General features: G+C 51.3%; 17 protein-coding genes. 11 read left to right on the plus strand and 6 right to left on the minus strand.

The window, feature by feature from the left end:
• The first annotated feature begins 291 nt into the window (after positions 1-291).
• Positions 292-660: a hypothetical protein gene (locus OCV81_RS04765; protein ID WP_022354361.1), complete on the plus strand. Its 369-nt coding sequence runs from the start codon at positions 292-294 to the stop codon at positions 658-660.
• A 139-nt stretch (positions 661-799) separates the two neighbouring features.
• Here the strand turns inward: OCV81_RS04765 and OCV81_RS04770 are convergent, their stop codons facing one another.
• Entirely contained in the window at positions 800-2,155 is a 1,356-nt protein-coding gene (locus tag OCV81_RS04770) for an alanine/glycine:cation symporter family protein (RefSeq protein WP_148328857.1), read from the minus strand.
• A gap of 81 nt (positions 2,156-2,236) precedes the next feature.
• Positions 2,237-4,282: an excinuclease ABC subunit UvrB gene (gene uvrB / locus OCV81_RS04775; protein WP_148328859.1), complete on the minus strand. Its 2,046-nt coding sequence runs from the start codon at positions 4,280-4,282 to the stop codon at positions 2,237-2,239.
• Between the two features lie 152 nt (positions 4,283-4,434).
• On the opposite strand from uvrB, the gene OCV81_RS04780 reads away from it, so the two are divergent.
• The 3 genes from OCV81_RS04780 (at position 4,435) to OCV81_RS04790 (ending at position 6,219) form a co-directional block, all read left to right on the plus strand.
• A complete protein-coding gene (locus OCV81_RS04780) occupies positions 4,435-5,274 on the plus strand; it encodes an outer membrane protein assembly factor BamD (RefSeq protein WP_148328861.1) in 840 nt (279 codons plus the stop codon).
• 29 nt (positions 5,275-5,303) lie between these two features.
• Positions 5,304-5,639: a DNA-directed RNA polymerase subunit omega gene (locus tag OCV81_RS04785; RefSeq protein WP_022353325.1), complete on the plus strand. Its 336-nt coding sequence runs from the start codon at positions 5,304-5,306 to the stop codon at positions 5,637-5,639.
• Positions 5,640-5,763: 124 nt separating this feature from the next.
• Positions 5,764-6,219, plus strand: a complete 456-nt coding sequence (locus tag OCV81_RS04790) for a DUF4293 domain-containing protein (protein WP_022353324.1) — start codon at positions 5,764-5,766, stop codon at positions 6,217-6,219.
• Between the two features lie 96 nt (positions 6,220-6,315).
• Here OCV81_RS04790 and OCV81_RS04795 read toward each other — a convergent pair whose 3' ends face one another.
• Positions 6,316-7,122 carry an MBL fold metallo-hydrolase gene (locus tag OCV81_RS04795; RefSeq protein WP_148328863.1) on the minus strand — a complete coding sequence of 269 codons (807 nt, stop codon included), beginning with the start codon at positions 7,120-7,122 and terminating at the stop codon, positions 6,316-6,318.
• Between the two features lie 124 nt (positions 7,123-7,246).
• Positions 7,247-8,650, minus strand: a complete 1,404-nt coding sequence (gene uxaC / locus OCV81_RS04800) for a glucuronate isomerase (RefSeq protein WP_148328865.1) — start codon at positions 8,648-8,650, stop codon at positions 7,247-7,249.
• Between the two features lie 298 nt (positions 8,651-8,948).
• Here uxaC and OCV81_RS04805 point away from each other — a divergent pair, with 298 nt between their 5' ends.
• Both OCV81_RS04805 and OCV81_RS04810 read left to right on the plus strand, forming a co-directional pair.
• Positions 8,949-10,388, plus strand: coding sequence for a tagaturonate reductase (locus tag OCV81_RS04805; protein ID WP_148328868.1), 1,440 nt, complete (start codon positions 8,949-8,951; stop codon positions 10,386-10,388).
• A gap of 134 nt (positions 10,389-10,522) precedes the next feature.
• The gene (locus OCV81_RS04810) at positions 10,523-11,311 is read left to right on the plus strand and encodes an exodeoxyribonuclease X C-terminal domain-containing protein (RefSeq protein ID WP_148328870.1); all 789 of its coding nucleotides are present in this window, start codon (positions 10,523-10,525) and stop codon (positions 11,309-11,311) included.
• Here OCV81_RS04810 and OCV81_RS04815 read toward each other — a convergent pair.
• Both OCV81_RS04815 and OCV81_RS04820 read right to left on the minus strand, forming a co-directional pair.
• Positions 11,278-11,685, minus strand: coding sequence for a 2-amino-4-hydroxy-6-hydroxymethyldihydropteridine diphosphokinase (locus OCV81_RS04815; protein WP_148328872.1), 408 nt, complete (start codon positions 11,683-11,685; stop codon positions 11,278-11,280). The genes OCV81_RS04810 and OCV81_RS04815 overlap by 34 nt on opposite strands.
• 94 nt (positions 11,686-11,779) lie before the next feature.
• Positions 11,780-12,733, minus strand: coding sequence for a DMT family transporter (locus OCV81_RS04820; RefSeq protein WP_022353318.1), 954 nt, complete (start codon positions 12,731-12,733; stop codon positions 11,780-11,782).
• Positions 12,734-12,818: 85 nt separating this feature from the next.
• Between OCV81_RS04820 and OCV81_RS04825 the strand changes: the two genes are divergently transcribed.
• The 5 genes from OCV81_RS04825 to OCV81_RS04845 all read left to right on the plus strand — a co-directional run bounded on the left by OCV81_RS04825 (position 12,819) and on the right by OCV81_RS04845 (position 17,418).
• Positions 12,819-13,679 (plus strand): helix-turn-helix domain-containing protein, encoded by an 861-nt coding sequence (locus OCV81_RS04825; protein WP_239464644.1) that lies wholly within the window; start codon positions 12,819-12,821, stop codon positions 13,677-13,679.
• 570 nt (positions 13,680-14,249) lie between these two features.
• The gene (locus OCV81_RS04830; RefSeq protein ID WP_239464645.1) at positions 14,250-14,759 is read left to right on the plus strand and encodes a UpxY family transcription antiterminator; all 510 of its coding nucleotides are present in this window, start codon (positions 14,250-14,252) and stop codon (positions 14,757-14,759) included.
• The gene (locus tag OCV81_RS04835; RefSeq protein ID WP_148328877.1) at positions 14,756-15,622 is read left to right on the plus strand and encodes a phosphoenolpyruvate carboxykinase (ATP); all 867 of its coding nucleotides are present in this window, start codon (positions 14,756-14,758) and stop codon (positions 15,620-15,622) included. Before OCV81_RS04830 ends, OCV81_RS04835 begins: the two co-directional genes overlap by 4 nt.
• Before the next feature lie 37 nt (positions 15,623-15,659).
• Positions 15,660-15,827 carry a hypothetical protein gene (locus tag OCV81_RS04840; protein WP_262640127.1) on the plus strand — a complete coding sequence of 56 codons (168 nt, stop codon included), beginning with the start codon at positions 15,660-15,662 and terminating at the stop codon, positions 15,825-15,827.
• Positions 15,828-15,864: 37 nt separating this feature from the next.
• Positions 15,865-17,418, plus strand: coding sequence for a hypothetical protein (locus OCV81_RS04845; RefSeq protein WP_148328879.1), 1,554 nt, complete (start codon positions 15,865-15,867; stop codon positions 17,416-17,418).
• Positions 17,419-17,499 lie beyond the last annotated feature (81 nt).

Genomic DNA, 17,499 nt, shown 5'->3' on the forward strand with positions numbered 1-17,499 from the left:
ATACTTACTTGTTGTTACTTTGTGGAGCCTAACCTGTCGAACAGTCTGCAAGTAGTAATGAATATGGAAAGAAATGAGGCGATATATTACAAAATAATGAAGATTTTGTTCATTTTGATATCTGTTTCTTGATGTACGTCAATAAATGATAGGGGAAAGGCAACTTTTCTTCTGCTTTGTTTTTATGTTGTTCAACATATACTTATCTTTGCATCGGTAAAAAGAAATAGCTCGAGCTAAACTAGAGAATTATTTAGGTAACAAAGTTTTTAGGTAAAAGATTTTAAAGGTATGAAAAGATTAGGATTAACATTGGTAGCCGCATTGGCTTTTTCAGTTTCTATGTTTGCAGAAGGTGTGCAGGGCAACAGCAATGCAGAAAAGTGGAACGGTTCAATCAACAAGTCTAAACTGACTAAGTATCTGAATCTGTCATCTACCCAGCACGAGAAAGTAGCTGATATTTGCGACTATTTTGAGCAGGAAATGACCCGTGCCAACTCCTCAAAGACTGACAACAAGGAAAAAGTTCGCAAGGCTGTATACGGCAACCTGAAGCTGATGAAACAGACACTGGACGAAAAGCAGTACTCAAACTACGTACGTCTGATGGCCATGACACTGCGCAACAAAGGTATCGACTTGAACGAAGCAAAATAAATAAAAGATATTTTTGACCTTTTCTGAGAACCCCGGAGACTTGCAAGAGTCCTCGGGGTTTTTTGTGTCTTCAGAAGAAACATACAAAACGTCGAAGCGCTTTTTAGGGGAGCAATTTCTCTGTTTGGGAATCCCAATCCTACTCCTCGTGATAATCATTCAGGCGGTCGTTCCAGAGATACTTCCGGGTTTCGCTGACGATGACGCCCGAGAGCAGAAGCAGGGAGATAAGGTTCGGAATGGCCATGAGGGCATTGACCACATCGGCGAAGTTCCACACGAGGGACAGGTTGACTACGGAACCCACATACACCATCACAATCCACAGCAGACGGTAGGCCCGCATGATTTTCCGGCCTCCCAGGTACTCTACGGCCTTCTGCGAATAATACGTCCAGCCCAGGATGGTACTGAAGGCAAAGGTCACGATGCCGAACGACAGGATGGGAGTGCCGACGTAGGGAATTTTCGCGAAGGCCATCTTGGTCAGGGCCGCGTCGCTCGTGTAGTCGATGTCCGGATAGGCCAGGATGCTGCTCACCAGTACCAGTCCGGTCAGGGCGCAGATAACCACTGTGTCCCAGAAGGTACCTGTGGAAGAAACCAGTGCCTGGCGCACCGGGTTGCGTGTCTGGGCTGCTGCCGCTACGATGGGAGCCGACCCCAGTCCCGATTCATTGGAGAAAAGTCCGCGCGCGATGCCGTAGCGGGCCGCCATCATCACCGTGGTGCCCACAAAACCGCTGCCCGCCGCACGGGCCGAAAAAGCCGATTCCAGAATGAGGCGGATGGAAGCCCCCAAGTAGGCATGGTTCACCATCAGGATGTAGATGCAGCCTCCCACATAGAGCAAGGCCATGAGCGGGACGAGTCCCATGCACACTCTGGCGATGCTTTTGACGCCACCGATGACCACGAGGGCCGTCAGGACGCTCATTGCTATACCTGTCAGGTGAGGTGATACCCCGTAGGATTCATGGAGTAATAAGGAAATGGAATTGGCCTGCACCGTGTTGCCGATGCCGAAAGCCGCCAGTGCGGTGAAGATACAGAACAGGATGCCCAGCCATTTCATGCCCAGTCCGCGTTCCAGGGCGTACATCGGACCGCCAATCATCTCGCCCGACGCATTTTTCACCCGGTATTTTACGGCCAGCAGTCCCTCTGCATATTTGGTCGACATGCCGAACACCCCTGTGAGCCAGCACCAGAACACGGCACCCGGTCCGCCCAGGGCCACAGCCGTCGCCACACCGATGATGTTGCCCGTGCCGATGGTCGCTGCCAGGGAAGTGGCCAACGCCCCGAACTGGCTCACGTCGCCGCCGGCCTCCCGGTCCTTGCTGACGGAGAGGCGCAGGGCCTTGAGAATATGCAGTTGGGGAAATCGCAGCCGGACGGTCAGGTAAAGGTGCGTGCCCAGCAGCAAGACAATCATGGGCCATCCCCATAAGAACGAACTAATCTCCTGTACAATCTTCGTAATCTGTTCCATTTTCTGTTTGTTTTGATTATTTGCGCAAAAGTGTGAATAATAAATCAAAACTCATAAAAATGTGTCAGAAATAACGAAATATCAGTTTTTCTCTTTCAAAAGGTCTTCCAACTTGAGCAGTTCGTCGCGGTATTGTGCCGCTTCGATGAAGTCCAGCTTCTTGGCCGCTTCCTGCATGAGCTTGCGGGTGCGGTCGATGCTCTTCTGCAACTGTTCCTTCGACATGTACTGTACCACCGGGTCGGCTGCCGCATGCAGCTGGGCTTCCGTCTCGGTGTATGCCTTCGGAGCTTTCGGCTTGCTGTCGGCCGTTGCGGCAGAAGAAGACCGTTCGATGTCGAGCAGGGCATTGTTGCGCGAGCGCGTAATCTGTTTCGGCGTGATGCCGTGTGCCTCGTTGTAGGCCAGCTGTTTTTCCCGTCGGCGGTTGGTCTCGTCGATGGTCTGCCGCATGCTGTCCGTGATGTGGTCGGCATACATGATGACCTTTCCGTTCACGTTGCGGGCGGCACGTCCGGCTGTCTGAGTGAGCGAGCGGTGCGACCGGAGGAAGCCCTCCTTGTCGGCATCCAGGATGGCCACCAGCGACACTTCCGGCAGGTCGAGTCCCTCACGCAGCAGGTTTACCCCCACCAGCACGTCGTAGATGCCCTGCCGCAGGTCGTCCATAATCTTGATACGTTCCAGCGTATCCACGTCGCTGTGGATGTAGGCGCAGCGCACGTCGTGGTTGAGCAGGTATTCCGTCAGCTCCTCGGCCATGCGTTTGGTCAGGGTGGTGACGAGCACGCGCTCTTCCTTTTCCACCCGTTGCTGGATTTCCTCCATCAGGTCGTCTATCTGGTTCAGGCTGGGGCGTACCTCGATGACCGGGTCGAGCAGTCCCGTGGGGCGGATGACCTGTTCCACCACGATGCCCTCACTCTGTTGCAGCTCGTATTCGGCCGGAGTCGCACTTACGTAAATCACCTGCTTGGCCATCTGCTGGAACTCCTCAAACGTAAGCGGGCGGTTGTCCATGGCAGCCGGGAGCTGGAAACCGTATTCCACCAGGTTCGTCTTGCGGGCCCGGTCGCCGCCGTACATGGCCCGGATTTGGGGCACGCTGACGTGGCTTTCGTCGATGACAATCAGGAAATCCTCCGGGAAAAAGTCGAGCAGGCAGTAGGGGCGGGTACCCGGTTCGCGTCCGTCGAAGTAGCGCGAATAGTTCTCGATGCCCGAGCAGTGTCCCAGTTCGCGCAGCATCTCCATGTCGTACGTCACCCGTTCATACAGGCGCTTGGCCTCGTAGGGCTTTCCGATTTCTTCAAAGTAGGCCACCTGCTTCGTCAGGTCATCCTCAATCTGGTGGATGGCCCGGAGCGTGCTTTCCTTGGTCGTCATGAAGAGGTTGGCCGGATAAATCTTGTATTCGTCGAACGTGCCGAGGCGATGTCCCGAAATGGGGTCGATTTCCTCGATGCCGTCTATCTCGTCGTCCCAGAACATCACCCGGAGCACACTGTCGGTATAGGCCAGGGAGATGTCCACCGTATCCCCCTTCACGCGGAAGTTGCCACGGTTCAGTTCGATGTCGTTGCGCACGTACAGGCTGTCCACCAGCCGGCGCAGGAACACGTTGCGGTCCAGCAGTTTCCCCTTCTTGATGTCAATGACGTTGTTGTAGAAGTCCGCCGGGTTTCCCATACCGTAGATGCACGACACGGACGACACCACAATGACATCCTTCCGTCCCGAGAGCAGGGCCGAGGTGGCCGCCAACCGCAGCTTGTCGATTTCCTCGTTGATGGCCAAGTCCTTTTCTATATAGGTGTCGGTCGAAGGGATGTATGCCTCCGGCTGGTAATAGTCGTAGTAAGACACGTAGTATTCCACGGCGTTGTGCGGGAAGAAGTTCTTGAACTCCCCGTAGAGCTGTGCGGCCAGCGTCTTGTTGTGGCTCAGGATGAGGGTCGGCTTGTTCACGTTCTTGATGACATTGGCAATGGTGAAAGTCTTTCCGGAGCCGGTGACCCCCAGCAAAGTCTGTGCGGGTACGTGTTGCATGACGCCTTCGGTCAGCTGGGCGATGGCTTCCGGCTGGTCGCCGGTGGGCTGATAGTCGGATATGAGTTCGAAATTCATGAAATCAGGAAATTGGTGAATTGAAAATTGGTGTAAAATTACATATTATTTTACACAACACTTTGCACATCCTGAAAAATTACATTAAAAAACGTCTTGGAGTTGCATTATTCGCTGGAAAAGAGTAATTTTGCGCAACTATCTTGATAAATATGAAGAAATATATTGCAATGGCCCTCCTTTCCGCGGGAATCTTGTCTTCCTGTGGAGAGTATAACAAGGTGCTGAAATGCACTGACTACGAATACAAATACGAAGCGGCAAAAACCTATTTTGCCAAGGGACAGAATTCGCGTGCGGCTACCATTCTGGAGGAGTTGATTCCCATCCTGAAGGGTACGGCCAATGGTGAAGAGTCGTTGTACATGCTGGCAATGACTTACTACAACCAGGGGGACTATGTGACGGCTTCGCATTATTTCAATACCTATTATACGACTTATCCGCGGGGTACCTATACTGAACTGGCCCGTTTCTTCAGTGGAAAGGCACTTTATCTGGATACACCGGAACCGCGTCTGGACCAAAGCAGTACCTACAAGGCCATTCAGGAACTGCAGATGTTCATGGAATATTTCCCGACCAGTTCGCGGAAAGAAATTGCGCAGAACATGATTTTCGAATTGCAGGACAAGCTGGTAGAGAAGGAATATCTTTCGGCAAAACTCTACTACGACCTGGGTTCCTATTCCGGAAACTCGGTGTACAGCAGTACGGGTAACAACTACCTGGCTTCCATCGTGACGGCACAGAACGTGCTGAAGGAATATCCCTACACGCGGTTGCGGGAAGACCTGTATATCCTGATTCTCCGGGCCAAGTATCACATGGCCAAGGAGAGTGTGCTCGAAAAGCGGGAAGACCGTATGCGCGAGACCGTGGACGAATACTACGCCTTCAAGAACGAATTTCCGGAAAGCAAGTACATGAAAGAGGTGGAAGGTATTTTTGCCGACGTGAGCAAGTACATTTCTACCGGTGAAGATGAATAATAAACGTGTATAATTATAAATAAGGACTTATGGATTACAAAAAAACAAACGCTCCTACAACTACCGTTACTCGTAATTTGATGGAACTCTGTGAGGACACAGGCAATATCTATGAAACCGTAGCTATCATCGGCAAACGTGCCAACCAGATTGCTGCAGAGATGAAGAATGACCTTTCCAAGAAATTACAGGAGTTTGCTTCCTATAACGATAACCTGGAAGAGGTGTTTGAAAACAGAGAACAGATTGAGATTTCTCGCTATTACGAAAAGCTCCCGAAACCGACACTGATCGCTACACAGGAGTACATCGAAGGAAAGGTTTATTATAGAAACCCTGCAAAGGAAAAGGAAAAATTGCAGTAATCCTTATTGTAAAGAATTTAGGAATGCATACGTGCATTCGGGCTTGTCATTCTGAGTGCAGCCGGCAAGAACCGTGCCCCTCAGAATGACATTTGCGTTTGAAAACCTTTTATTGACAATTGATATGATACAGAGAATACAGACCGTTTATTTGCTGGTCGTAGCCATCCTGATGGTGGTGATGATGTCTGCTTCCGTGGGAAGCTTTTATACCGACAAGAACATTTGCGAAATGACGAACTTGAGCTATACGCTTCCTGACGGCAACGTGAACTATACACCGTGGGCCTTGTTTGCCGTGCTGGTGGTGGCGGCTGTGGTAGCCCTGGGCACCATCTTCCTCTATCGGAAACGGATGTTACAGATTCGTCTGACCATCTTCAATACCATCGTGCTGATTGGCTATTACCTGGTGCTGGTTTATTTCGTGGTGAACCCCGACAAGGCGTTCGATGACTACAGCTTCATGCCTTCGTGGTCTGTCTGTCTGCCGCTGGTGAGCATCATTCTGAACTGGCTGGCTATCCGCGCCATCGGCAAGGACGAGATGCTGGTCAAGGCATACGAAAGACTGCGCTGATTCATCGGTGAAGATACAGAAAAACGAGTTGCGCCCTTCTTCCTTCTGTGGGAAAAAGGGCGCAACTCGTTTTTTTGTTGTTTCTTGCTGGCGGCTTTAGTCAAAGACGTACATCTCGGAAGGGGTAGTGCGTCGCAGGGGAATCACTTCCACATCCTTTCCCACGGTGATGTTTTTCTGCCGGAAAGCCAGCTCCACCGTCTTGAAAGCCAGTTCCGGGTGGTTGTTGTCCTTGCTCAGGTGGCAGAGCCACAGGTATCTCAGTCCCTCGGGGAAATGGTTGCTCAGGTAGTCGGCCATTTCGTGGTTGCTCATGTGCCCGTTGGGTCCGGCGATGCGTTCCTTCAGGTGCTGTGGATAAGGACCCATTTTCAGCATGGTATCGTCGTAGTTGGCTTCCAGTATCAGGTAGTTGCTCTGCTGGATATAGCGTGCAGCCGTCGGGGTGATGTGGCCGATGTCGGTCAGGAAAGAGAAGGTCTTGTCGCCTGCCGTGATGCAGTAGCCCACGTTGTCGGTCCCATCGTGCGGCACTTCGAAGCAGGTGACGTGGAAGTCGCCCAGCGTGAAGCCTTCTTCTTTCTGGATGAAATGCGTGCGTTCCGGGCTCAGCCGTTCGGTCATGCAGTAACTGCGGCGCATGCCTTCGTGTATCTCGTGGGTAGCATAGACGGGGATGCCGTGCCGTTCTCCCAGGTGGCCGATTGCCTTGATGTGGTCGGCATGGTCGTGGGTGACGAGTACGGCCTGTATGCTTTCCAGGTGGAGCATGCGCTCCTTGAACACTTTCTTGAGGGTACGGATGCCGATGCCGGCATCGATTAATATGGCGGTGTGGTCGGTAGCCAGGTAGTAGCAGTTGCCGCTGCTTCCGCTTGCTAGACTCATGAATTGTACTTTCATCTCTTTTCTTTTTTGCTAAAGGAACGCAAAGATACGGAAAAAAAGACAGAAATCAAACAAGGCCGTTCCGAAAGGAACGGCCTTGCAAAGGGTTTTTATGCGTTTTCTTGCTGAATGTGAAGGCTTAGAACTGGAAGAAGTTCTTGGCGTTGTAGTAGCTGATGTCTTCCACCATCTGCTGTACGCGCGGCATCTCACTGGCCGGAATTTCTCCGTTTTCCACGTCCTTGCCCAGCAGGTTGCAGAGCGTACGGCGGAAATATTCGTGACGCGGATAGGAGAGGAACGAACGGGAGTCGGTGAGCATGCCCACAAAGCGGCTCAACAGTCCCAGCAGAGAGAGGGCGTTCATCTGTTTCTCCATGCCGTCTTTCTGGTCGAGGAACCACCAGCCTGAACCGAACTGAATCTTGCCCGGTATCGTGCCGTCCTGGAAGTTGCCCAGCATGGTGGCAATCACTTCGTTGGCACAGGGGTTCAGGTTGTAGAGGATGGTCTTGGTCAGTTTGCCTTCCGTGTTCAGGCGGTCGAGGAATTTCGACATGGATTTGGCGGTGTTGAATTCACCGATGGAGTCGAAACCGGTGTCGGGACCGAGCAGCTTGAACATCTTCGTGTTGTTGTTGCGGATGGCGCCGTAGTGGTACTGCTGTGTCCAGCCCGTCTCATAGTCCATTTCGCCGAATACCACCAGCATGGCCGACTTGAACTTCAGGATTTCTTCATGGGTCAGTGGAGTGTCGCCATATACCTTGTTGAAGATGGCGCGGATTTCAGCATCCGTATAGTCTTCCGCATAGAACTCTTCGATGCCGTGGTCGGACAGCTTGCAGCCTTGTGCGGCAAAGAATTCATGACGCTTGCGCAGGGCCTCCACCATGTCGTCGAAGCAGGAGATGCTGACACCGCTCACTTCACTCAGTTTTTCCACGTAAGCACGGAAGTCGGCCGGCACTTCCACGGCCATGGCCTTGTCCGGACGCCAGGTAGGCAGCATCTTGATTTCAAAACCGCTTTCACGGGTAGCGATGTGGTATTCCAGTGAATCCACCGGGTCGTCGGTAGTACATACCGTTTCCACGTGGTAACGGCGCATCAGGTTGCGGGCGGAATATTCCGGAGTAGCCAGTTTGGCATTGCATTCGTCAAAGATTTCGCGGGCCGTAGACGGATTCAGAATCTTGTCGATGCCGAAAGCCGTTTTCAGTTCCAGGTGCGTCCAGTGGTACAACGGGTTACGGAGTGTGTAAGGAACCGTCTCGGCCCATTTTTCAAATTTCTCCCAGTCGGATGCATCGCCGGTGCAGTAGCGTTCGGCCACGCCGTTGCTTCGCATGGCACGCCATTTATAATGGTCGCCTCCCAGCCAGATTTCGGTGATAGAATTGAACCGGTAGTCGTCGGCCACCATTTTCGGGCTCAGGTGACAGTGATAGTCGATAATCGGCATTTTGGCCGCATGGTTGTGGTATAGTTCCTGTGCGGTTTCTGTTTGCAGCAGGAAGTTCTCGTCCATAAATTTTTTCATGACAGAATGTGTTTTTAATATTTGTAGAATTGTCTTATACAGTAAGGTTACAATTTATTTATGTTGGGAAATATAAAATATCGATTGTCTTCCCGTTATCGAACACGAAAGTAGAAATTTTCTTTGGAATAACAAAATATTTATTACCTTTGCAACACTCATTTATGAAGATTTATCTCGCGAAAGTAAATGTAATCCTTTGAAAAACACCAGGTTGCCTGTGCGTAGGAAAAACTTTTGCACGACGGATTCCCGTAAATGGGCGACAGAACAACATTTTTGTGATTAAAGAAATAGTATGAAAGCATTGAACAAAGAGACCGCCAGAAAGACGGTCCGTCCGGAAAGAATCATCCAGTTTGGAGAGGGGAATTTCCTCCGTGCGTTCGTGGACTGGATTATTTACAACATGAACGAAAAAGCCGATTTCAACAGCAGTGTAGTAGTGGTACAGCCCATCGAGAAGGGAATGATTGACAAGCTGAACGCCCAGGATTGCCTGTATCATGTCAACCTGCAGGGACTGGAAAAGGGAGAGGCCGTGAACAGTCTGACGATGATTGACGTCATCAGCCGTGCCTTGAATCCGTACCACCAGTTCTCGGATTTCCTGAAACTGGCCGAACAACCCGAGATGCGTTTCGTGATTTCCAATACGACGGAGGCGGGCATTGCTTTCGATCCTTCCTGCAAGCTCGACGACGCGCCGGCTTCATCCTATCCCGGCAAACTGACGCAGCTATTGTATCACCGCTATCAGACTTTCCAGGGCGATATGTCGAAGGGACTGATTATTTTCCCGTGCGAGCTGATTTTCCTGAACGGGCACAAGCTGAAGGAAACCATCTACCAGTACATCGAACTCTGGAACCTGGGCGACGGCTTCAAAAACTGGTTTGAAAAGGCTTGCGGCGTATATGCCACGCTGGTCGACCGTATCGTTCCGGGATTTCCGCGCAAGGACATCGACGCCATCAAGGAAAAGTTGCAGTATGACGACAACATGGTGGTACAAGCCGAAATCTTCCACTTGTGGGTTATCGAGGCGCCGAAGGAAGTGGCTGCCGAATTCCCTGCTGACAAGGCCGGACTGAACGTGCTGTTCGTACCGTCGGAAGCACCGTACCACGAACGGAAGGTAACCTTGCTGAACGGTCTGCATACCGTACTCTCTCCGGTGGCATACCTTTCCGGCATCAACATCGTGCGCGATGCCTGCCAGCATCCGGTGGTCGGCAAGTTCATCCATAAGGTGATGTTCGACGAACTGATGGAAACCTTGAACCTGCCGAAAGAGGAACTGGAGAAATTTGCTCACGACGTGCTGGAACGCTTCAACAATCCGTTTGTAGACCATCAGGTGACTTCCATCATGCTGAACTCCTTCCCGAAATACCAGACCCGTGACCTGCCCGGACTGAAAACGTACTTGCAGCGTAAGGGCAAACTGCCCGAAGGACTGGTACTGGGACTGGCGGCCATCATCACTTACTATAAAGGAGGCGTACGTGCCGACGGGGCTGAAATCGTTCCCAACGACGCACCGGAAATTATGGACTTGCTGAAACAGTTGTGGGCTACGGGCGATACGGCCAAGATTGCGGAAGGTGTGCTGGGGGCCACTTCTATCTGGGGCGAAGACCTGAACCTGATTCCGGGATTGGCAGAAGCCGTGGAGAAAGACCTCGACAGCATTCAGGAAAAGGGTATGCTGGAAACCGTAAAGGCTATTCTTTGACAATTAATTGTTAGAATTCCATATCCATCTGACGGGAGAAAAGCGTTTTTCGGACGTTTTCCTCCCGTTTTGCTTGTATAAACTTGCATTTTTGATTCTTTTTGTTTATCTTGCCTTTCAAAGAGGAGGCAGACATGGAAATTACCGCACAAGTACAAAAGGAATTGGAACTTTTCAACCGTGGGCGCACGCGTGACAATGGAGCCTATCTTATCAGCATGGCGACCGAGTATCGCCCGTATTATGCGCTGTGGCGCGAATTTCTTTCTCCTCCGTCCTATCTCTTTGTCCGTACGCTGGGCGTGACGCTGGATGTCGCTTCGGCCCGTGCCTTCTCGATGTTGCAGAATTGTAATGTGAAGTTGGAGATGGCCGACAATGAACGGTTTGAACCGTATTATGGCAACCTGGACGACCTGATGCCTTTCGGCAAATACAAAGGAAAGCACCTGGCAGAGATTTATTACATCGACCCTTCGTATATGCTTTGGTTGGCCAACAAGTTTGAGCCGCACAATCCGCGGTACGAACGCATGGTGGAGCTGGCCAAACGTTTTGCCGTGGTACATTTTGAACTGACCGTGCGCAAGCCGCGCATTGCTTCCGTCAGTCGGTTTGTGCGGGAGGTGGGCGATACGTTGAAAGATTTGCAGGTGACGGTGCTTCACGTGCGGTTGCAGGTAGATACTTATAAACCTGATTTTTTTGTCGACCAGAACGTGCTGGCGGCCGACCGCGACGGCAACCGTTTCACGTTTCTTGTCAAGGCCCGTGCCCGTAGCTTGAGTCCCAATGTGCTGAGTTGTCGCAGCCGGGCGATTGAGCCGCAACAGTTCCTGCATCTGCTGTCGGCCAAGGTGATGTCGCACTATGAATCACATGGGGTACGCTATACCCGGCTGGGATATGTGAAACTGGCGTGAAGGAAGGCCCGGCGTACGTATTCTTTTTTCAAGTCCAAGGGTTTGAGCACCTGCTGGTCGTAGGTCAGCAAGTCGATGTCGAGAGGGATGCGTCCTTCCTCCTTGCTTTGGGGTGTCCGGCCGTTGGTCTGTTCGATTTCTTTCAGTAAACTCCGTACTTCCGTCATGGCCAGTGAGGTATGAATACGGGCCGCCCGGTTCAGAAACGGTTGCGGGTTGCTTATCCTTTCCGGTTGTGTCTCCACGATTTCCCCCCATTCAATTCCCGGGAAAAGCCGTTGCAGCGACTCTTCCGCATTCTTCAGGTGAAGCCGGGCGTCCAGGTTGGAGCCCATGCAGAGCAGACACGTATGAGATATATTAGTTTCTGGCATGACGGGTAGGTTTAAAAGAAATCCTCATTTTCCCTTTTTTAGAATCGGAGCAAAGGTAGGGAAAAATGAGGGAATATGCGAATGAAAAAGACGTTTACGAATTTTCTTCTGCAGATTGCGCTTGCTGATAGGCTTCCATTTCCTTCCGGCTGCGGCTGGAAGTAACCAGATAAACCCCACCGAAAATCAGTACCACGGCAATGATTTTCGTCAGGTTGAAGGAATCCATGCCCCAGCATACGGCTACGATGCAGGCTACCAGTGGCTGGATGTAGTTGTACATGCCGGCTACCGTCGGACGGAGGTTTTTCTGGCCCACCACAATCAGCATGTAACTGATGAAGGTGGCCCCTACCACGATGAAGATAAGGCTGCCGATTTCAGTGGCCTGCAGTCCGGCCCAGTCGGCATTCATCAGGTCGCGGGCCGAGAAGGGGAGTGTGCAGATGAAGGAATAGGTGAACATCCACTTCATGATGGTGATGAGCGAATATTTGTTTACGAAGTCCTTGAAGCGCACGATGTAGAAGGCATAGCAGAACTGGGCGAACAACACCAGCAAATCTCCCCAGATGGCCGTGTGGCTGGCAGAAGAAGCAGCCGGCTGGTTCTGACTGCTTCCCAGGATAAGCAGCAAGGCACCTCCCGCACCGCAGGCAATACCCAGCACCTTCTTTCCGGTAATCGGTTCTTTCAGGATAAAGGCAGCCAGTACCATGGCCCAGAGCGGCATGCTTGTAGTGATGATGGACGCATCGCCCGGCGAGCTCAGGCTCACGCCGAAAATAAACGAACCCTGATTGAACACGATGGCAAACAGGGAAGCGAAAAACAGCGTAATCAAGTCCTTGTGGTTCACGTGCTCCGGTTTTTGAAACAGGGAGGCAATCCAGAACAATACCATGGCTCCTCCGATACGCAAGTCCGTAACGACCAGCGGTGTGACGGCCCCTCCGGCCATCAGCAGTTTGGACATGGGCGACATCAGCCCCCACATTGTATTGGCTCCCAGCATGGAAGCATGTCCTTTCCAGCTAAATTTTTCCATATAGTCTGTGTCTTAATTATTTTCAAAAAACGCTGCAAAGTTAGGAAGGAGTGAGGGATTAATATTGTATTTTTGTGCTATAATCATGAAGAATACGACTATGTGGAAGGAAAATCTGTATCAGCAGGTGGAGATTCTTTTGAGGGAGCACGATGAATTTCCAATCGGGGAGCACCAGCATTCGTTTTTTGAGATGGCCTATATCCTGGAGGGGAGCGGCACTTTCTGTGCCCATACGGTGGGCAGCGAGCGGGAGTGTCATACCTACGAGGCGGGCGACCTCTTCCTGATTCCACCCAGCCGGATACACGTGTACACCATCCGCACGCACAGCCGTTATGTGTTTATCCGTTTCACGGAGAATTATGTGTTCGACAGCATCGGCCACTACGTGGGGCGCGCGCTCGAGGTGCAGTCGGGGTTCCGGATGCAGCCGGCTCAGGCCGACCGGGAGGCCATCCGTCGGCTCATGGAACTGCTGGTGGAAGAAGCCTCCGGCAAGCGTGCCTTGTCCGAGATGCTGTTGTCGAACTATGTGAACAGCCTTATCCTGCTGGCTGCCAGGGGACTGGATGCCACGGAAACGGGAGTGGGACCCGAAGGTGACAAGGCCCGGAACCTGCTGCTTTACATCGAGCAGCACATCGACCAGCCCGATGAGCTCCGTCTGGAAGCGCTGGCCGCCCGCTTTCAGTTGTCGCCCACCTACATCGGACGTTTCTTCAAGCGGAATTTCGGGGAGGATTTCCGGCTTTATGTTTCCAAAAACCGTCTGAAGCGCGTGGAGGAGTTGCTTACGGGCACCCGCATGAGTGTGAAGGAGATAGCCAGCCGGATGGGATACATCGACTCCTGCTACCTGAACAAGCTTTTCCGGCAGCACCACGGGATGACGCCCATGGACTACCGGAAAGCACATGCCAAGCCGAATCGGGAAGACTTCTGACAGCGGATGAGGCGCGTGACCGCATTGGGGAGGAGAAGAAGCAGATTAGGATACACCGAAATTTTTGTGATAAAATCGAGGCAGATACTTGTTACAATAAAAAATATGCTTATTTTTGCAAATAGATAAAATCTTGTAATGGGGAGATGTGCGATGCAACACTTTTGCAGAAGGCAGCTCACGGGGAACATTATAAGAAGGGGAAGTCCTGAAAGCCGGTCCTTTGGCGACGGGCAAAAAAGACAAACATGCAAGAATGCGTAGATTAACTTTAAAATCATACGTAAATCGCTTATTCTCAATAGAATATCACTGTTGAGAAGAACTAGAGGTATATCCTCTTGACTTTTCAGGCAATTTAATTTATTATGCAACTTTGCAGGCAGGGGAGTGACATGTACTTCCGTGTCGGATAATTATATACGGGGAAGACGTGTACTTTTTTAAAAAGTACCGTTGTAATTTATTGGTTCTCAAAAAGATACTCTGTTTGAGAAGAACTAAGTTTATGCACCTTTGTCCATGTCTGACTATCATCACACAAACAAAAACATACCGTATTGGTATGTGATGAGAGCGTATAAAAATGAAGCCAAGGCCGAAAAAACGCTTTCGGCCAAAGGAGTGGATTTCTTTATAGCCAAAATCTATGCCGTCCGTACCGTCCATGGAAAAACCGAGAAGAAGCGTTGTCTGGTACCAGCCATTCCGGGAATCGTGTTTGTACATGCCAGTCATACGGAGCTTATCCAATTCAAGAAAACACATAATTTTCTGCAATTCGTCACGACCCGGAATTCGGGCATGACCGACTACCTGATTGTGCCGGAAAAGCAGATGAACGATTTTATCAAGGTGGCCGGAAAGTACGAGGAAAAGCTGACGTACTTTTCTCCCGATGAAATCCAGCTGGAGAAAGGGACACGGGTCCGGATTCACGGCGGCGTATTTGATGGCGTGGAAGGCACCCTATTGAAAATCAAAGGGAAACGGAGCCGGCGGATTGTGGTGGCCATCGACAATGTGTCGGCTGTGGCTATCTCCGAAGTCACTCCCGACCTGATTGAAGTGCTTGGATGAAAGAAACGATATTGCACATTGCCGGGCATTATCTCCAGGTCGAGGCAGGAGAGAGGCTGGCAGCCAACTATGATCCGTTTCGGGCGGTGTCTGTCGCAGACGGAGAGGCGGTGATTTGCCGGATTACCTGCGGGGAAATCTCCTTTCCGGAAGGAACTCCATGCGAGACCAGCTGCCTGGACCGTACAGAAAAGTTGTCGGTAGGTCGTACACCCGATGGGGGGTACCTGGTGACGGTCCATGTGTGGCAGGGAGCATGTTACCGGATGTATGCGGCAGCCGACTGGAGTCGGGTGGTGATGGACCTCCGGTGTATGGAACCGGATTGTCCGCTGTCGGTCGTCAACAAGTTTCTGATGCTCTCTTTTATCTATGCTTCGGCGCGGCGGCAGACCGTATTGCTTCATGCTTCCTGCGTCAAGCGGGGAAACGGAGGGGTGGCCTTCATCGGTCATTCGGGAGCCGGAAAAAGCACCCATAGCAGGCTGTGGCTTCAACACATAGCCGGCACCCGTCTGCTGAACGACGACCAGCCGGCTGTACGGGTGGAAGCCGACGGTACAATCAGGGTGTATGGCACCCCTTGGAGTGGGAAAACCCACTGTTACCGGGCCGAGAGTGCCCTGCTGAAAGGCGTGTTCCGGATGGTACAGGCCCCACACAACCGGCTGGTTCCCCTGCAGCCCGTTTATTTGTTCCGGGAGCTGCTTTCCTCCTGTTCCATGATGAAATCAGACCCGGTGACATTCCGCTTGATCACCTCCACGCTGGCAAAGATATCTTCACAGGTTCCGGGATTTCTGTTTGAAAATCTTCCGGAACGCGATGCAGCAATGATGGCATTTTCCAGAATCAAGGAATGAAATAAATCCGATGTTTAATTTAATTTTCTGTTTATTTATGAAGAAAGAATTTGTGAGTTTGAACTTGCAGGTGGTCGACGTACATTTGAGCGACTGCATTGCTGGTTCTGCAGTGAGTGTGCAGACCGGACAGACCATCATCAATGAGATTGACGGTTCTAAATTGGGTTCGGGCGACGGTGTCGTCAGCTTCGATAAGTGGTAATAAATTTATTGTTCAAAAACGTATCAAGAAAAAAAGTATGTGTAAAATTCAAAATCTGATTGGGCTTGCAGCTGTATCGTGTGCGCTTTTTTCCTGTACGGAAAGCGAGGTGACGGACCATTCCGAAGTGAATGAGCATCCGGCTGTCGCATCCGAATGGATAAAGGTGAACATGGGCGTAGGCGTGGAGAAAGGTACTTCCGGCGAAGAAGGGACTGAGTCGCGTACACCTGCTGCGGTGGATGAAACAGACCGGCCCGACTCGCAGTACATGCTGGACTATCTGGGCATGATTTCGGTAAGTCCGCTGACGCAGCCCACTGCCCAGGATGCATCCGCACAACGGGTGATTGACATCAATTACGGACCGAAGTCAACTTACCGGGAGGTACAGTTTAATGCAGATAACGAGTTTGAAGTCTATTTCCAGGTGACAGAAGACGAAAAACAGTATGAGGGTGCTTCTGTCAACGGGACACTGAAGATTTCCGACTCTGCATCGGGCACGGACCCGCTGGAAGTCAGACTGACGCTGGTCGACAAGGACAAGATTGGCAGTCACATCCCGCTGTACGATTTCTATTATTCCAGTGAGTCGACGGCGCCGCTGGGCGATTCGTTCTATTATTTGTCGTATAATCCGGAAGTACAGACAACCGGAACGGCCAACTTCAAGCCGGAGCTGCCTCAGCTGACACGGGAAGACGTGCACATGAGTGAGTCTATCTGGCAGACAGTGACCGGCGGACAGCCTCTTTACGACGAGTATGGCGATCGTCTTTTCCAGAGCGACCAGCTGATTGCCATAGCCGACGAGGAGTATATTTATTTCTACGATGTACTTCTGGTAAACGGGGAGAACGGTGGATACAACCTTCTTTCCAAGTTGAAACGTGACAACTCCAACAACCTGACAGAGCTGAGCCTCAAGCGTCTGACCACCATTGTGAATGCTTCTTTTATCCTGATCGACAATCAGGTGTGGGATGAAAGTTCGTATCTGACAATGGTAGGAGGACGGGTAGACCAGGCACAGTCTGAACAGAAGTTCAAGGAGCGCTTCGGGATAGACGTGAGCGACATGACCTGTCCTTATGCTACCATGGACGGTATCAACCGGGTGTATGACATCATCGACAGAGTATCGGGCGACAATACGGACGAGCCTGTCAGACTGCTGTTGTGGGCCGACGGATACGATACCCCGGCACCCGACGGAAGAGGGTATGGCAAGCGGGGAGAATACTCCTTCGACAAGTCGTTCCAGCTGCAGGAAGGAGTGGCCCGTGGAATTGGTATTGCAGGAAAAAGCTATTCAGTTGTGTTCAAGGGAAATGCGGATGACAACAGATATCAGAACGTCTGCTTCTACGTGAATGTGGACGGGGTGAATATCAAAATCAAGGCTTACAGCCAGAACGGATTTGCCTTTGAACAGAACAAGACCCACAACGTGATTGTAATGGTCAATGCCAAGGATTTTGCCGATACGGTGAAGTCCTATAAGGCTTCTTCCAGTTCGTTGTCGCGTGCGGAAGCCGGGAAATACATTGAACTGGAGGTTCCTGCAGAAAATGTGAGAATGGAATAATTTTTTTTCTTCATTCTGAAAGATGCCTTGTTACGCCGGCCGTGACACAAACTGGCACGGCCGGTCATTTACCTTCACAAT

The organism is Phocaeicola fibrisolvens, from assembly GCF_025567125.1.
Lineage (GTDB): Bacteria > Bacteroidota > Bacteroidia > Bacteroidales > Bacteroidaceae > Phocaeicola > Phocaeicola fibrisolvens.

Bases quoted from the DNA above. Each gene is read 5' to 3' on its own strand.
- OCV81_RS04765 (WP_022354361.1), top strand. From the start codon at position 292: ATGAAAAGATTAGGATTAACATTGGTAGCCGCATTGGCTTTTTCAGTT.
- OCV81_RS04770 (WP_148328857.1), bottom strand. From the start codon at position 2,155: ATGGAACAGATTACGAAGATTGTACAGGAGATTAGTTCGTTCTTATGG.
- uvrB (WP_148328859.1), bottom strand. From the start codon at position 4,282: ATGAATTTCGAACTCATATCCGACTATCAGCCCACCGGCGACCAGCCG.
- OCV81_RS04780 (WP_148328861.1), top strand. From the start codon at position 4,435: ATGAAGAAATATATTGCAATGGCCCTCCTTTCCGCGGGAATCTTGTCT.
- OCV81_RS04785 (WP_022353325.1), top strand. From the start codon at position 5,304: ATGGATTACAAAAAAACAAACGCTCCTACAACTACCGTTACTCGTAAT.
- OCV81_RS04790 (WP_022353324.1), top strand. From the start codon at position 5,764: ATGATACAGAGAATACAGACCGTTTATTTGCTGGTCGTAGCCATCCTG.
- OCV81_RS04795 (WP_148328863.1), bottom strand. From the start codon at position 7,122: ATGAAAGTACAATTCATGAGTCTAGCAAGCGGAAGCAGCGGCAACTGC.
- uxaC (WP_148328865.1), bottom strand. From the start codon at position 8,650: ATGAAAAAATTTATGGACGAGAACTTCCTGCTGCAAACAGAAACCGCA.
- OCV81_RS04805 (WP_148328868.1), top strand. From the start codon at position 8,949: ATGAAAGCATTGAACAAAGAGACCGCCAGAAAGACGGTCCGTCCGGAA.
- OCV81_RS04810 (WP_148328870.1), top strand. From the start codon at position 10,523: ATGGAAATTACCGCACAAGTACAAAAGGAATTGGAACTTTTCAACCGT.
- OCV81_RS04815 (WP_148328872.1), bottom strand. From the start codon at position 11,685: ATGCCAGAAACTAATATATCTCATACGTGTCTGCTCTGCATGGGCTCC.
- OCV81_RS04820 (WP_022353318.1), bottom strand. From the start codon at position 12,733: ATGGAAAAATTTAGCTGGAAAGGACATGCTTCCATGCTGGGAGCCAAT.
- OCV81_RS04825 (WP_239464644.1), top strand. From the start codon at position 12,819: ATGAAGAATACGACTATGTGGAAGGAAAATCTGTATCAGCAGGTGGAG.
- OCV81_RS04830 (WP_239464645.1), top strand. From the start codon at position 14,250: ATGAGAGCGTATAAAAATGAAGCCAAGGCCGAAAAAACGCTTTCGGCC.
- OCV81_RS04835 (WP_148328877.1), top strand. From the start codon at position 14,756: ATGAAAGAAACGATATTGCACATTGCCGGGCATTATCTCCAGGTCGAG.
- OCV81_RS04840 (WP_262640127.1), top strand. From the start codon at position 15,660: ATGAAGAAAGAATTTGTGAGTTTGAACTTGCAGGTGGTCGACGTACAT.
- OCV81_RS04845 (WP_148328879.1), top strand. From the start codon at position 15,865: ATGTGTAAAATTCAAAATCTGATTGGGCTTGCAGCTGTATCGTGTGCG.